This window comes from Streptomyces javensis (assembly GCF_039525925.1).
Lineage (GTDB): Bacteria > Actinomycetota > Actinomycetes > Streptomycetales > Streptomycetaceae > Streptomyces > Streptomyces asiaticus.
Window position 1 is genome coordinate 42,606 of sequence record NZ_BAAAIF010000051.1, and the last position, 14,267, is coordinate 56,872.

The 14,267-nt window shown below is 71.9% G+C and carries 10 protein-coding genes; 2 read left to right on the forward strand and 8 right to left on the reverse strand.

What is annotated here, in order from left to right; translation table 11 throughout:
- Positions 1-200 precede the first annotated feature (200 nt).
- Entirely contained in the window at positions 201-1,238 is a 1,038-nt protein-coding gene (locus ABD329_RS33715) for a LacI family DNA-binding transcriptional regulator (RefSeq protein ID WP_198275913.1), read from the forward strand.
- Positions 1,239-1,330: 92 nt separating this feature from the next.
- A complete protein-coding gene (locus tag ABD329_RS33720) occupies positions 1,331-2,158 on the forward strand; it encodes an MFS transporter (protein ID WP_198275912.1) in 828 nt (275 codons plus the stop codon).
- Between the two features lie 12 nt (positions 2,159-2,170).
- On the opposite strand, the gene ABD329_RS33725 is transcribed toward ABD329_RS33720, so the two are convergent.
- The 8 genes from ABD329_RS33725 to ABD329_RS33760 all read right to left on the reverse strand — a co-directional run bounded on the left by ABD329_RS33725 (position 2,171) and on the right by ABD329_RS33760 (position 14,229).
- Positions 2,171-3,175 carry a glycoside hydrolase family protein gene (locus tag ABD329_RS33725; RefSeq protein WP_198275911.1) on the reverse strand — a complete coding sequence of 335 codons (1,005 nt, stop codon included), beginning with the start codon at positions 3,173-3,175 and terminating at the stop codon, positions 2,171-2,173.
- A 67-nt stretch (positions 3,176-3,242) separates the two neighbouring features.
- The gene (locus ABD329_RS33730) at positions 3,243-4,529 is read right to left on the reverse strand and encodes a TRAP transporter large permease (protein ID WP_198275910.1); all 1,287 of its coding nucleotides are present in this window, start codon (positions 4,527-4,529) and stop codon (positions 3,243-3,245) included.
- On the reverse strand, positions 4,517-5,182 hold the full coding sequence (locus tag ABD329_RS33735; protein ID WP_246618279.1) for a hypothetical protein: 666 nt from the start codon (positions 5,180-5,182) through the stop codon (positions 4,517-4,519). The genes ABD329_RS33730 and ABD329_RS33735 overlap by 13 nt, the downstream gene beginning before the upstream one ends.
- Complete coding sequence (locus tag ABD329_RS33740; protein WP_198275909.1) at positions 5,179-7,311, reverse strand: hydantoinase/oxoprolinase family protein; 2,133 nt, start codon at positions 7,309-7,311, stop codon at positions 5,179-5,181. The genes ABD329_RS33735 and ABD329_RS33740 overlap by 4 nt, the downstream gene beginning before the upstream one ends.
- Before the next feature lie 75 nt (positions 7,312-7,386).
- Positions 7,387-8,985, reverse strand: coding sequence for an FAD-dependent oxidoreductase (locus ABD329_RS33745; RefSeq protein WP_198275908.1), 1,599 nt, complete (start codon positions 8,983-8,985; stop codon positions 7,387-7,389).
- 67 nt (positions 8,986-9,052) lie between these two features.
- Positions 9,053-10,159 carry a LacI family DNA-binding transcriptional regulator gene (locus tag ABD329_RS33750; RefSeq protein ID WP_309142651.1) on the reverse strand — a complete coding sequence of 369 codons (1,107 nt, stop codon included), beginning with the start codon at positions 10,157-10,159 and terminating at the stop codon, positions 9,053-9,055.
- Between the two features lie 131 nt (positions 10,160-10,290).
- On the reverse strand, positions 10,291-13,218 hold the full coding sequence (locus ABD329_RS33755; RefSeq protein ID WP_198275907.1) for an alpha-glucuronidase family glycosyl hydrolase: 2,928 nt from the start codon (positions 13,216-13,218) through the stop codon (positions 10,291-10,293).
- Positions 13,219-13,482: 264 nt separating this feature from the next.
- The gene (locus ABD329_RS33760) at positions 13,483-14,229 is read right to left on the reverse strand and encodes an NIPSNAP family protein (protein ID WP_198275906.1); all 747 of its coding nucleotides are present in this window, start codon (positions 14,227-14,229) and stop codon (positions 13,483-13,485) included.
- Positions 14,230-14,267 lie beyond the last annotated feature (38 nt).

Consider the following 14,267-nt stretch of genomic DNA (forward strand, 5'->3'; position numbering starts at 1 on the left):
CACCTCGCTGTGCATCGGGGAGGGGAGGGTGGATCACCAAGCTGCCGGTGGGGCGGGCGGACGCCACGACGGCTCCGATCGACGCACCTTTGTTGGAACGACAGGACAATTTAAAGCGCTTTAAGTCCTGGTACTATCGGCCGTGCTGCGCGAGGGTGTCAAGGGTGTCGCACGAGGAGATTCGCGCCGGGGAGGCACAGATGGAGGACGGTGGTTCCGGGCGTCACCAGAACGGCGCGCCCAAGCGCCCCAGGCTGGAGGACGTGGCCGCGCGGGTGGGCCTGTCCGCGGCATCGGTCTCCCTGGTGCTGCGGGGGGTGCCCGGCCCCAGCGAACGGACCCGGCAGCGCGTCCTGAAGGCGGCCGCCGACCTCGGCTATCAGGCGGACCGCACCGCCAGCACACTGGCCAGCAGACGCAGCCGCCTGCTCGGCGTCATGGTCGACATCCACAGCCCCTTCCACGCCGAACTGGTCGAGCACCTGCACACCGCGGCCGAGGAGGTCGGCTACGACCTGGTCCTGAGCACCCTCACCCGCACCCGCGACGAACGGACCGCGGTGGACACCCTGCTGGCCTTCCGCAGCGAGGCGCTGATCCTGCTCGGCCCCACCGCACCCGCGGACGCGCTCGCCGTGCTCGACAACAAGGCCCCCGTGATCGTCGTCGGCCGCCGGATCGCGGACGCCGCCCTGGACGTCGTACGCACCGCTGACGACGACGGCGTGAGCCAGACCATCGATCACCTGGTCGGACTCGGTCATCGCGAGATCGTCCACGTGGACGGCGGGAAGGGCGTCATCGCCACCGACCGCCGCCGTGGATACCGCACCGCCATGCGCCGCCACGGCCTCGGCGACCACATCCGTGTGCTCGCCGGAGACAACACCGAAGCGGCCGGCGAACGCGCCGCCCGCCACCTCCTCGACGGCGGTCGGCTGCCCACCGCGGTGGTCGCCTACAACGACCAATGCGCCATCGGCGTCCTGGCCGCCCTCGCGCGCGCCGGAGTCGCCGTCCCGGGCGAGGTCTCCGTGGCCGGCTACGACGACGACACGTTCTCCCGGCTGAGCTGCTTCAACCTGACCACCGTCAGCCAGAACGCCCGGGAACAGGCCCGGCACGCGGTGACCGCCGCCGTGGAACGCCTCGATCAGGACCGCAACCGCACCGAACCCCGCGAGGTCGTCCTCACCCCGCGCCTCGTCGTACGCGGCACCACGGCCGGGCGCGGATAGGGGAGGATCGCGCTCGACGCGGTCGGGCCCGGGAGCCCACCAGGGCTGTCGGCCCTCCGTATCCGACGAACCCGGTGGCGGACCGGCGCGCCGTGTCACCGCCGTTCTGCTGCTGGCCGCCTTCGTCGTCGCCTTCACGCAGGGCGCCGTCATCCCCGCGCTTCCGCTGTTCCGGCGTCAGCTGGGCGTCTCCGCGTCATCCGCGGCCTGGCTGGTCACCGCGTTCATGCTGGCCTCGGCGGCGGTCGCCCATCGCCGGGCGGCTGGGCGATCTGCTCGGCCACCGCCCCGTCCTGCTGGCCTGCCTGGGATGTCTGGCGGCCGGTGGTGTGCTGGCCGCGGTGTCCGACCGCGCGGGATGGTTGGGCGGTGTGCTCGCGGGGCGGGCGTTGCAGGGCGTGTCCGGCGGTGTGTTCCCCCTGACGTTCGGGCTGGCCCGGCGCTGGACGCCGCCCGAACGGCTGCACGGTGTGATAGCCGCGCTCAGCGCGATGTTCGGGGTCGGCGGGGCACTCGCGATGGCGGTCGCGGGGCCTCTCGCCGGTGCGCTGGGTACAGCGGCGCTGTCCCCGCTGTCCGTGCTGATCACCTTCCTGGCCCTCGCCGGGTTGCTCACCCGGCTGCCGCGCGGCGGCGCCCCGGCGCGGGGCGCACGGCACGGCACGGTGCTGGATCTGCCCGGCACCCTGCTCCTGGCGGCGGCGCTGGTGGCACTCCTGCTGGGCGTGACGCAGGGCCGGACGTGGGGATGGGGCATGGCCTTCCTGGCATCCGCCGCGGTCGCCGCCGTGGCCCTCGCACTGTCGGCCGCCCTACCGGGGAAGCGGACGTCGGACGGCCGCCGTCCGACCCGATCGCCGTCGAGGCCGTGCGCTGTCCGGCGGACCCGGCGAACCCGGCGGGACAGCGCACACACCTGACGTGGGCCCGGACTACCCTCGTGCCACCGCGATCGAGCCCTGGAGCCGTTCCCCGGCCTCGAAGATCATGTACGGCACTCCATGGTCGGTGCCGAACGACGGCGCCGCCGACCTGCCGTTCTCCGGCGGCCCGGAGCGGGAGTTGTAGAAGACGCCCAGATGGCGACGGCGCGAGAAGTCCGCGCCCACCTCGGTGATCATGAGGTCGCCGCCGCTCTCCTTGTCCTTGTTGTAGACCACGTACGCGGAGCCGTTGCGCGTCAGCAGATGGGGACCGCCGACGTTCACCGCGCCGACGTCCGAGTGGCGTACCAGCGGGGTCTGGTCGAAGGTCCAGTTCCGGCCGTCGGCGGACCAACCCCAGCAGATATCACGGTGGTTGGTGGTGTTGTTGAGCATGAACAGCATCACATAGCGGGCCCCGCGCGACGGCAGGTCGTGCCGGAAGACCCTGGCGTACGACGTCTCGGTGGTGCCCGACGGCATCATCGAGGTGGACAGGACGACCTTGTCGTAGGTGAAGTGAATGCCGTCCTTGGAGCGGGCGAGCCGTGTCGTGGTGTTCTCGCCGTGGAAGTACAGCCAGAACTCCTTGGCGTCCTCCTTCCACAGCACATGCGGCGAGGAGACATGGCTGACCGAGTAGTGCGGGGCCCACTTGTTGGACACGATCGGGTTCGCCGGGTACTCCGTGAACGGGCCCTCCAGCGAGTTCCCGTAGGCGAGGCAGATGCCGCCGGGCGCGTCGTGCGGCGCGTAGTAGAGGTAGTAACGGCCGAGCGGCGAGGCCAACTTGTCGTAGACGCCGCGCACGGTCGGGAAGATGATCTCGCCCGTCGGGTTGTACTTCAGCTGTGACGGCGTCAGCAGCGTCCGTACGTAGGTGTAGTCGGGAAAGCCTCCGGGCGCGGCCGACGCGGTCCGCGTCGACAGGCCGCCGAGGGTGAGGGCGGCGCCGGTGACGGCGGTCGCGCGCAGAAACATACGACGATCCGGGCCGGACTGCGGCTCTTGCATGATCGGCTCCTGAGGTCGGTTGCTGTTCGGAAGGGTTGCTGTCGGAAGGGCTACTGTCGGAAGGACGTCACAGTTGGGTCGCGGCGGTGACACACAGGCCCCCGAGCGCCACGGCCCACACGTACGGCAGCGTCCGCACCATCACCTGTTGCGGTGAGACGCCCGCGTACTGGGCGGCCCACACGGTCTGGGTGCTGGTCGGGTCGGCGACGCCGAAGACCTGGTTGTACGAGGTGGCCATGCCGAGGACGGCGGCCGCCGGGTAGATGCCGGTGGCGATGAGGACGCCCGCGATACCGGCGCCGAGGCCGAAGACATTGAGCGGGCCGCGGTACAGGCACAGCGGCACCAGCAGCGTGAAGACCAGCACGAACAGCACCGCGTTCTGCGGGCTGACCGCCTTGACCAGCGGCTCCAGCGCATCGACGGCGCCGGGCAGCTTCACCGCCGCGAGCAGGATGCCGATCGCCACGAACAGCGTGATCGGGGGCGCCGCCACCTCGAAACCGCCGTACAGGGTGCGCAGCAGACGGCGGTTCATCTCGCGCGGCCGTGTCGTCGTCACCAGCGCGTACACCACTCCCGCCAGCAGCGAGGGGATGATGGCCAGTTCGAAGCCGAGGGCAAGGACCAGCGGTACCACCGGCGTCAGCAGCGCGTACCACGGGGCATCGCCGAGCAGCTGCCGTCGGCCGCGTGACGCAGGCCCGCCCTCGAGCGACTTGAGCGACCAGGTGTGCTCCACACCGCGCCGCCGCGACTCCACCAGGACATACGCGACGGCCGCCACCAGCGCGAACGGGAACAGCTTCACCATGAAGCCGCGCACGGTGTCCACGGGAAGTTCCAGCGCCGTGGAGAAGAACTGCCACACCGGCAGCTCGAACGGGACACCCACCGCGATGCCCATGAGGATCGTGCCGGCGGCCGTCACCTTGGGGATGCCCACCGCGATCATGGCCGGGATCCCGATGAGCCCCGCGAGCATCGCCGCGGGCGCGGACCCCGTCACCGTGCCCACGAGGGCCGACACCGCGAGGACACCGAGCGCCACGAACACCGGCCGATCGCCGCCGAACTCCACGATCTTGCGGACCAGGGTGGCCGCGATGCCGGTCTCCTCCAGGAGCTTGCCGAGCCACGAACCGAGCAGGATCGCGACCATCGTGGCCGCCAGCGCGGGCGCGCCCTCCTGGAGCACCGTGTCGAGCACGCTGTTCTTACCGGTCAGCGGTGCGCCCGCGGCGAACGCGATCGCCACGGCGAGCAGCACCAGCGCGAACGCGGTGGGCAGCCTGCGGGTGAGCATGGCGGCGACGCCCGCCGCCATGAGGAGCAGAATCACGACACCCATCGATCCGTCTCGCTTTCGGGCACCTCTGGTTTTTTGGACATTGCGGCGGCCAGCGCCTCGGTGAGCAGCAGGGGGCTGCGGCCGAGGCCGCAGGCAGCGCGGGCGTAGGCATGCGCGGCGAGTTCGTCGGCGCCCGCGACATGCGCGTACAGACGGCGTGGCCCGAGCCGCAGCGCGGTGTGGCCGAGCGCCCGCTTGAACTCGGCCCGGACACGCGGGTGATGGAGCCAGGCATGCGCCCGCTCGTGGGCGAGGGCCGCGGCCAGCACCGACCCCGTGGGAAACCAGTTCCGCCAGCCGAGCTCGGCGACGAGCCGTTCGGCGCGTTCGACCGTGTCGACGTACACCTCGACCACCGGCGGCCGCGACCGGTACCGGGCCAGCAGCCCGGCGGCGAGCCCGCCGTCCCGCTCGACCACCCGGACCGGCAGCGGACCGGGGCGCATCCGGCGTCCGAACTCCTCGGCCGCCTCGGCCCATCGGCGCAGGACCAGCGGATCGCGGCCCTCGTGTGTGGGCGTCCCCGCGAGCAGCCGCACGGCGAGGTCCAGGTCGTGGTCGAGACCGGGGTCGTGGTCGTGGTTGAGACCGGGATCGTGGTCGTGGCCGTGGACGAAACCGCGGACGTGGTCGGGGCCGTGGTCGCCCCTCATGCGCGGGACTCCACGACCGCGACCACCGGCTCATCCGCCGCGCGCGTACGCAACTCACTGCGGGCCAGCGCCAGCAGCGCCTCGGGTTCGAGCACTCCGGACAGATCCGCGATCCGGCCGCCCACCAGCAGGCGCACCGCGGGCGCCCGCACCCCGCCGTCACCGTACGAGGTGGCCTCCCGCACCAGCGAGGCGAGCGCCTCGCCGGCCGCGCCCACGGTCGTCGTGCGCACCCGCGCGTCCGAGACCCCGAGCCGCACCACCCCGTCCGCGTCCACGACCCGCACCGGCTGCCGCCCAGCCCGCAGCCGGCGCCGCACCTCCGTGCCGTACACCGTGTACGCGTCCGTGCCGGCCAGGATCCGCACCCGCTCCTCCCGCGCCCTGAGGCTGGCGGCGGCCGCGCGCAGCCGTTCGGCGTCATCGGCCCGGTGCGCCCGGTCCCGCGTGCGCAGTTCGGTCGCGCCGGTGGCGACAGCCCGTACGGTGCTGGTCTGCGGGTCGACCGTCACCTCGACCTCCACACCGTCGGCCACTGCGCCCTGTGCGACCACCGCCCGCTCGGCCTCGGCGCGCACGGCGAGGATGTGCTCCTGGGTGGCGCCGGGGATGATCCGCTCGACCTGCTCGCGGACCAGCGCGAGCGCCACCCCGATCGGGCTGATGACCTCGTGGTGACGGGCGACGCGCCCCTCCAGACCGGCGGCCTCGGCCAGATGCGGGGTCACGGCCGCCGCTCCGCCGCCCCCGCCCACCAGGACGGTGGTCTCCCGGCCGAGCCGGTAGTCGCGGATCATCGTGTCCACGACCGCCCGCACCGACGCCGTCCCCGCGTCCAGCACGGCCCGCGCCGCGCCCGCCACATCCAGGCCGAGCAGGGCGGCGAGCGGGGCGAGCGCCGCCCGCGCCACCTCCGGGTCGCAGCGCGCGAAGTCGCCCTCGCCGACCCGGCCGAGCGCGTTCGCCGCACATGTCATCGTCACGGCGAACCGGCCGCCCGCCGCGTCCAGGACCAGATGGTCGTCGGAGTCGCCGTCCATCGGCCGCACCGTGGTGACCTTCGCGTCCCGCAGCTCGTCGGTCGAGGCGTAACAGGCGTAGGGAAGCCCGGCGATATGCGCGCTGCGCGGACCCACGCCCGTGACCTTCCCTCCGGAGACCCGCACCATGGACCCGCCGCCGACACCGACGGTGCGCACATCCAGGGCGTTGAGGTACGACGCCCGGCCGAGGATGGTCGCGTGCCGCACCGCCACCTTGCCGCGGCGCACCACACTGATGTCCGTCGACGTGCCACCCGTCTCCAGGAACACCCCCTCGCTGATCCGCTCCCGCATCAGCGCCCCCGCCACCCCGGCCGCAGGACCCGACAGGACCGTCAGCAGCGGACGGCGCCGCATCTCGTCCAGCGACATGACACCGCCGTCGCACCGCATCACCATCAGCGGCGCGGTGACCCCGGCCTTGGTGATGGAGGAGTCGACGAGGTCGGCGGTGGCCAGCATGCGCGGCAGGATCGCCGCGTTCACCACGGCGGTACGGGTCCGCTTGTGCAGCCCGTACAGCGAGGTGATCTCGTGCGCCGCGGCGACCGGCAGCCCCGTGGTCCGCGCCACGTCGAGCACGGCCTGCTCGCCTTCGGGCCGGTCCACCCCGAACGGCTCGGTGGCGACGATGACTTGGGCGCCCTCCTGCTGTACGTAGCTCACGGCCGCCCGCACCGCATCGCCGTCGAACGGGTCCGCCACATGCGCGTACACCAGCGGAAGCCGCTTGCCGGGGGCGACCTCCAGCTTCCGGAACGCGGCGAGGCGCCGGGTGAACACGGCACCCGCCCCCGTGCCGATCCCGATGAGCCCGACCTTGGCCACATCGCCCTCCAGGAGCGCGTTGGTGGCCTGGGTCGTGCCGTGCGCCAGGAACGTGACATCGGCGGGGGTGCGCCCGGTCTGTTCGAGGAGACGGCCGAGCGCCTGGACGATGCCGTGTGCGACGCCGTCCTCGTGGTGGTGGCTGGTGGGCACTTTCACCTGGCCCACGAGTTCGAGCGTCGCGGCATCGACGGCCACGGCGTCCGTGAACGTGCCGCCCACGTCGATACCGACGCGGACGCGACGGTCAGGGGACATGTCGGGCACCTCCTTGTGCGTTGACGTGCGTATGGCGTGCGTATGACGTGCGTACGTTGCCGATCGGGAAGGCGGTCAGTAGCCGCGGACGTCGGGCCAGCGCCGTTGCACACCCGCCCGGTCCAGCACCCGCGCGAACTCCTCGAACCGCTTGTCGTCCGCCTGCACCTGGTGCGGCTCCACGTCCTCGGCCAGGCAGTGCGTGGCGAGCGCGCCCGCGACCTCGCCGACGTTCCATTCCACGGGGTGCAGGCGGTAGCAGCCGTTGGTGATGTGCGTCGTGCCGATGTTCTTGCCGGCCGGCAGCAGATTCCGCACCCGGCGCGGCACCATCGCGCCCAGCGGGATCTCGAACGGCACCGAGCCGATGTCGATGTAGGTGTCGCCGCCGGTCGAGGGGTGCAGATCGATGCGGTAGCCCCCGACGCCGACCGAGTCCCGGTAGTGCTTGGTGCCGTACGGTCCCACCACGTCGATGGCGACGTCCTGCTCGACGACGGTCGTCACCGCCTTGATACGCCGCGACTCGCGCACATAGGCCGCCTTGGCGAGGCCGTCCGCCGTGCCCGTCACATCGGGGCGGACGCGCAGCCCGGGGAAGCCGGTGCCGCCGTCCGCGCGCGGCGCCTCGGTCTGGAGCCAGTACAGGACGGACAGCGACAACTGCCGTGCCTCGTGCAGCGCTTCGGCCTCCTGGCCGATGAAGGGCTTCAGCCAGTAGTCGTTGAGGGGCCAGTTGACCAGCGTGATGTCCGAGTCGAAGGCCCCGGGCCGGTGCAGCTTGCGGGCCAGGATCCGGCGGAAACCCCACAGCTCCTTGTCCCCGGCGTCCGCGCTCTGGTCCGCGCTGACATCCAGCGGATCCAGCTCCGGGTTGGGCACGAACGTGCGCGGTACGGGCTCCAGGGTGCGCGGGTCGGGGGCCTCGAACCCGAGCAGCGGCCCCGGCCAGAATTCGGGGCGGTAGCCGCGCCAGAAGTCATACGTCTCGGGCCGGTCGACCGTGTGGTCCTCGCCCTCGTGGTGGGAGAGCGCGAAGCACACCGTGATGCCCTGCTGGTTGCCGGGCTGGGCCTGGGCGGGGGCGTGCGGCTCCCCGAACTCCTCCCGTGACTCGGCGCCGCTCGCGTGCTCCACACCGGCCGCCTCGAGCAGCTCACCGGTCTCGGTGGCGTCGATGACGTAGGGGGCGGTGACGGTGCGCAGGGTGCCGGTACGCAGATCCCGTACCGTGACGGCCGTGATGGCATCGTTGTCGTGCTCGGCGGAGACGACCCGGTGCTCGGTCAGGACGGTCAGCAGCCCGGAGGCCCGGTGGGGCGCGAGCATCGCCTCCAGGACGGCGAGCGCCACGCGCGGCTCGTGGCACAGCTTGCTGACGCGCCCGGCGCCCGGGTTGAGCTCGGTGAGCCCGAGCGCCTCGCCCCGCAGCGGATACCACTGCCGGTAGTAGGCCCGGATGCCCTCGCGCAGGGCCCGGTACGTCGCCGTCGTGCCGAACCGCTCCACCCACGGGTGCTCGTCCGGCGGCACGGCCTGCGCCGTCAACTGCCCGCCGATCCAGTCGGTCTCCTCGGTCATCACCACGCGCCGGCCCGCGCGGCAGGCGGCGAGCGCGGCGGCGACGCCGCCGAGGCCGCCACCGACGATCAGGATGTCTGGCTGGGGTATCACCGTGCTCCTCGTGGTCGTGACTGAACTTCGTTCCGTGGCATCGGAGTTGCTGCTGCGGCGCCGGTCGCTACGGTGGCGGGACGGGCGGCCCCGCCGTCTCGCCGGCCCGGAACTCGCAGGTCACCAGCGGCTCCCGCGCCTCCTCACCGGCCACGAGCGCGGCGAGCAGCCGGACGGCCGCGGCGCCGAGCCGGTGCCGGGGGATGTCGAACCCCATGGGCACGGGCCGGGCGGCGAGGTCGGCGGGCGGGCTCCCGAGCAGCCCCAGCGAGACCTCGCCCGGGCAGCTGAGCCCGGCCTCCCGGACGGCGGCGTTCAGCGCCCGCCACGCCGCCCCCGTATCGGTCTCCTCGGCCACGAACGCGGTCACCCCGTCCGCGACCAGGGCCCGCACCCGCGGCGCGGTCAGCTCACGCGCCGGATCGGCGCAGCGCAGCACCGCGCCGGTGCCACCCGTGATGCCCGCCGCCGCCAGGCCGTCCAGGAACCCCTGCTGGCGGTCCGTGGACGGGGGAGCGTCGTCGTCCTCCCGTACGAGTACGATCCGCCGGTGCCCCAACTCGGCGAGATGGGTGACGACTTCACGGCTTGCGCTGACATAGTCGGCGCCGACCCAGGCCAGCCCCTCCAACTCCTCGCGGCGCCCCAGATGCACCACCGGAAACCCGTCGGCGACAAGCCGCTTCAGCTCCGCGCGCGGTACGTGCCGGCCGAGGAAGAGGCATCCGTCGGCCAGCCGGACCCTGCTCAGCGCGTCCGGCCCGGTGGCGCCCGCGCCACCGGTGCTGGACCCCGTGAACAGCACCAGGTCATAGCCCCGGGCGGCCGCCTCCTGCTCCACGCCCACCAGGAACGGGTAGTACGAGTGCTGTACGTCGGTCGGGAAGGTGGCGGTGAAGCTGAAGACGCCCAGCAGGTTGTTGCTGGCCGCCGCCAGTCGCCGGGCCGCCGGGTCCGGCACGTAGCCGAGACTGCGGGCCGCGTCGAGGACGCGCTGCCGGGTCTCCTCGGAGATCGCGGCGGCTCTGCCGTCGCCGCGCGCCGACAGGACCAGTGACACCGTCGCCTGGGACACCCCGGCGAGCCCGGCCACCTCGGCCTGCCGCGGCCGTGACGTACGGCTCGCGGGCGCCGGATTCCGCCCCGGTTTCGCCCGCTTCTTCGGCTGATCCACCCCGTGCGTCCCCTCGCTCACCGATCCGTTAATGCGCATTACTAATGCGCATTAACGAACTCTGGCGTGAGCTTCACCCACCGTCAAGAGTCAGGACGGAACCATTCCCGATCAAACAGCGCTGCTCGCGGCTAGACCCGCTTCTGGCCGTCCGCCAGTACCACGCAGGCGCTGAGATGCCAGGTCTCGTCCTCCTCCGAGGACAGCTCCAGATCCACATCGCGTCCGGAGGGCCCGCCGTCCAGCGGGATCCGGAGCCAGGTGAACTCCCGGCCGTCCAGCCGCTCGCTCCGGGCCCGCTCGATTCCGTCCACGCGGACGATCAGCGACCTGTTGAAGGTGTTGGGGTCGCCGGTGAGCAGATGCGCGGTGCAGCGTCCGGCCGGCAGTCTCAGCCGCAGCACGGCGGGGGCGCTGTCGCGTACGTAGTCCCGGCGGACGACATCGAACAGTCCGGTGTCCGTGGCGTCGGGCGTGTTGCCGACCCAGCCGAACCCGGCGCCCTCGTGCCAGCCGCTGCCCGGCGACAGGCGGGTGTAGTCCTTCAGCACCGGCGCCGAGGCGGGCCCGGCGTCCAGCGCGTGGACGCATCGCGCGGCGGGTGGGACGACCACGACCTTGGCCAGGGCGCGCAGCGAGGAGTCCAGCACCGGCACCGCGCCCGACCTCGGGCGCGCGTGCAGCGTGGCGAGCGCGGGTGTCGGCGGCGGCACCACGGGCATCTTCACCGTCTCGCCCTCCCGCGAGGCCACGTAGGCGGTCGCCTCCTCGGACCGCCAGCCCTCGGGCACGTCCAGCGTGGTCACCGTGCGCAGCCCGGCGCCCGTCGCGTTGACCACCTGGACCGGAAGCTCATTGCGCTCCCCGCCCAGCAGCGCCGTGTCGGCCGGGGCGACGATCGCCTGGAGCCAGCCGCGGCGCTCGTCGCGGATCCGGCTCAGCTCGAACCAGTAGGCGACCAGGGTGTCCCGCCACTTGGCGGCCTCGGCGAGCTGCTCCCCGAACTGGCGGTGCACCTCGGTGAACCGCCGGTGGTCGACCCGGCGGCGCAGCCCCTCCCAGTCCGTGAGCGTCTCCGCCACCCGCGCCGCGCCGGAGAAGTGGGTGTCGTAGATGTGCTGGATCACGGTCTTTCCGCTGTCCAGCCGGTGGGTGTACGGGACATGGTGAAGGAAGAGGAGCAGTTCCTCGGGGCAGTTCTCCAGCGACTCGTAGGCGTCCCGGGTCGCCGGTGCGTACAGCTCGGTGTAGCCGTCGCCGGTGGCGGCGGTGCGGTCGTAGCCGATGCCCTCGCGGTCCGACTTGTGGAACTGGGTGGTCGTCGTCGGGCTGGGATCGAAGTGCCCGGTCACCGAGCCGTCCGGCGGATGGGTGAGATATCCCGTGCCCAGCGGCGAGGTGTAGTCCTCGTAGGTGCGCCAGGAGTCCAGCAGCAGGGCGGAGACGGTCTTGACGACGTGCGGGTCGTTGCCGAAGGTCATCCGGGTCCACTCGTCGGCCAGGTCCCGCGCGGACAGGCCCGGGTTCCAGGAGAGCCGTCCGTAGCCGTGGGTGTTGGCGGCGGCCAGGTGTGAGCCGGTCCAGTTCCTGGCATCGCCGAAGTTCATCACGCCGGCGAACCCGGAGTGCGCGTAGGAGTGCACCCTGCCGGTCACGACTCGGGCCACGGTGCTGCCCTCGCCCGCCTTGAGCGTGTCGAAGTCCAGGACCTCCTTCCACTGCGGAACCAGATAGCACAGATGGGTGGCGTGCCCGGTGTACTCCTGCGTCACCTGGAGCTCGATCATCGAGTTGGTACGCGGCAGCGAGCCGAAGAGGGGGTGGGCGGGCTCGCGGACCTGGAAGTCGATCGGCCCGTTCTTGATCTGCACAACCGCGTTGTCCGCGAACTTCCCGTCCAGCGGGGTGAAGTCGAGGTACGCCTGCCGGTCCCACTTCGCGTCAGTGTCGTGCACGAAGGCCCGCCACATCACGACCCCGCCGTACGGTCTCACCGCGCCCGCCAGCAGGTTGGCCCCGTCGGCGTGGGTGCGTCCGTAGTCCAACGGCCCGGGTCGGCCCTCGGAGTTGGCCTTCACCAGGAAGCCGCCGAAGTCCTCGATCTTGCCGTAGATCTCCTTGGCCTTCTTCGTCCACCAGTCGCGCACTCCCGGGTCGAAGGGGTCGGCGGTGTCCAGCCCGCCCAGGTCGATCGGGGCGGCGAAGTTCGCCGTGACGTACAGCGCCACGCCGTAGCGGCGCAGCACACCGGCCAGCGCGGCCAGCTTGGTCAGGAACGGCTCGGCGAGGTAGTCCGCCGGGGTGTTGACATTGTTGATCACGGCGCCGTTGATGCCGAGCGAGGCCAGGGCGCGTGCGTAGTCCGTGTACCGGTCGTCGAGGCGCGGCAGCTTCTCCCAGTCGAAGAAGGACCGGCCGGCGTAGCCGCGCTCGATCGAACCGTCGTCGTTGTCCCAGTGGTTGGCCATGCGCAGCGGGGCGGCCGGGCGCTCCGTGAGATCGACGCGCTCCAGCGGCCGTCGGGTCTGTACCAGGCGCAGCAGGTGGAACGCGCCGTAGAGCACCCCCCAGTCCGCGTGGGCCGCCACCACGGTGAAGTCCCCGGCGCGCCGGGTGACCCTGCGGACGACATAGCCCTCCTCGCCCAGCTCGGCCAGGTCGGCCGCGGGGACGAGCTCGCGGATGAGGGCGGACGTCGCAGGGGTACCCACCACGAGCGCCGCGTGGGCGGGGGCGTTGGCGCGTGGCCTCACCCGTATGCCGAGCAGCCCGCCGAGCCCGCGGACCAACTCATCCACCGCCGACCGCTGGAGCGGCCCGCCTCCCTGCCAGACCAGCGTCCCCAACGCGACCCGGTACCAATGGAGTTGGCCCGGATCCGCCACCCGTCGGTACCGCAGCCACAGGTCGTACCCGTCCTCGGCGGGCGGCGCGGCCGCCGACGCTTCGGCGCTGGGTACGGGCTGTGCGGAAGCGGAAGCGGAGAGACCGAGCGAACCGGCCGCACCTCCCAGCGCGGCCGCGGACAGAATGCTGCGGCGCCGAATTCCTGAGCTCATGAGTCCCACTTCCGTCGATGAACGAACAGTGCGCACATCCAGACCAGGAGCAAGTCCCGCAACCGTCACACGCGTCTCGACAGATGTCAACACAATGAACCACAAACCAACAGGCCGGAGCCCAAGCCCGGAGCCAGCCGGAGCCCAAGCCGACGCCGACGGGCCAGGGCGATGCGAGCGCGGCAGGTTCTGGGAGCCGGTCACTGGCAAGAACGCCGCCGTGGTATCGCTCGATCACCGGGTGGCTCTGTTGTCGCTGCCCGCTCACCCGAGTTGGGGGATGAGTGAACGGCCTGTGGGTGCCAGTCTCAGTGTCCGGGGGACCGCCGTCTGTTCTCTCCCGATGTCCGTCAGGATTTCCCGGGTGCGGGGGTGGGCCCGCGTCTCGGCGATGTGCCGGCGATGCGCGCCTTCGTCGGGGTAGGAGGTGAGGACGACGGCGACGTTTTCTCCGGTGCGGACCGGCAGCCTGGTGAAGGTGTTGTGTGCCGTCTCGGTGGTGAGGGCGGCCAGTGGCGCGGGTCCGGTCTCGTGGAGCACGGGCAGAAGGCCGTGCCGGATGAGGGTGATGCCCTCGGGCTGTCCGGGAGGGAAGGACCACACGGTGGCGGACACGAACCCCTCCGGTGCCGGTGCCCCGGGTCGGGGCCGGTGGGAGGGGCGGACGGTGAGGCCGCTTCCGGCCGTCAGGGGCCGTAGCAGCAGCACATCGTCGGAATCGACCATGGTGGCGTTGGCCTGGGGACCGTGTTCTGACCAGACGGGTCCGTCGTAGAAGGCGGTCAGCGCACGGTGCCGTACCGTCATGTCCTCGAACCCGCGCAGCCAGACGAAGCGGTCCGGGTCATCGAGGTCCCGGAACTGGCCGAGTACGACCATCCCGGTCTCTTCCTGGGTTTCGATGAACTCCCGGTCGAAGAGTTCGATGAGCTCCTCACGCCGGCCGGGGCGCAGCGTGTAGTGGCGAAGCTCGATCACTGCGGGGCTGCTGACGGCGTCGGTGGGGGTCATGTTGCGGCTCCTGTCCGGGGTGCTTTTCCTCAGGCGTG

What these genes read in the sequence shown, in the direction of transcription:
- ABD329_RS33735 (WP_246618279.1), bottom strand. Translation starts at nt 5,182, where the DNA reads ATGAGGGGCGACCACGGCCCCGACCACGTCCGCGGTTTCGTCCACGGC.
- ABD329_RS33760 (WP_198275906.1), bottom strand. Translation starts at nt 14,229, where the DNA reads ATGACCCCCACCGACGCCGTCAGCAGCCCCGCAGTGATCGAGCTTCGC.
- ABD329_RS33755 (WP_198275907.1), bottom strand. Translation starts at nt 13,218, where the DNA reads ATGAGCTCAGGAATTCGGCGCCGCAGCATTCTGTCCGCGGCCGCGCTG.
- ABD329_RS33740 (WP_198275909.1), bottom strand. Translation starts at nt 7,311, where the DNA reads ATGTCCCCTGACCGTCGCGTCCGCGTCGGTATCGACGTGGGCGGCACG.
- ABD329_RS33725 (WP_198275911.1), bottom strand. Translation starts at nt 3,175, where the DNA reads ATGCAAGAGCCGCAGTCCGGCCCGGATCGTCGTATGTTTCTGCGCGCG.
- ABD329_RS33730 (WP_198275910.1), bottom strand. Translation starts at nt 4,529, where the DNA reads ATGGGTGTCGTGATTCTGCTCCTCATGGCGGCGGGCGTCGCCGCCATG.
- ABD329_RS33715 (WP_198275913.1), top strand. Translation starts at nt 201, where the DNA reads ATGGAGGACGGTGGTTCCGGGCGTCACCAGAACGGCGCGCCCAAGCGC.